General features: G+C 52.5%; 1 protein-coding gene. It reads right to left on the bottom strand.

The window, feature by feature from the left end:
- Positions 1 to 236: hypothetical protein (locus RMT89_RS45400; protein WP_315889595.1), on the bottom strand; the 236-nt coding region annotated here is incomplete at both ends.

The following is a 236-nucleotide window of genomic DNA, read 5'->3' as shown; positions in this document are numbered from 1 at the left end:
CCGGGCCCCGAAATGCTCCATGAGTTTGTCGAGTTCGTCGAGGGTCGGCCTTCGGTCGCGCTCGCGGCTCTTCGACGAAACGCCGAGGCGATTGGTGACGACGAAGGCATCCTTCATCGCGCTCTGAAAATAGGCGAAAATGAAGGAAAATAGCGCATAATCGGGACAGCGTAATCCTTTGATATTGCTTACATTTGAGGTCATTTTAGCCTGTTTTGCGTGTTTTACGCTGTCCC

This window comes from Streptomyces sp. P17, from assembly GCF_032436805.1.
Taxonomy (GTDB): Bacteria; Actinomycetota; Actinomycetes; order Streptomycetales; family Streptomycetaceae; genus Streptomyces.
The sequence above is the reverse complement of the archived record's forward strand: the minus strand, read 5'-3'. Positions and strand labels throughout refer to the sequence as shown.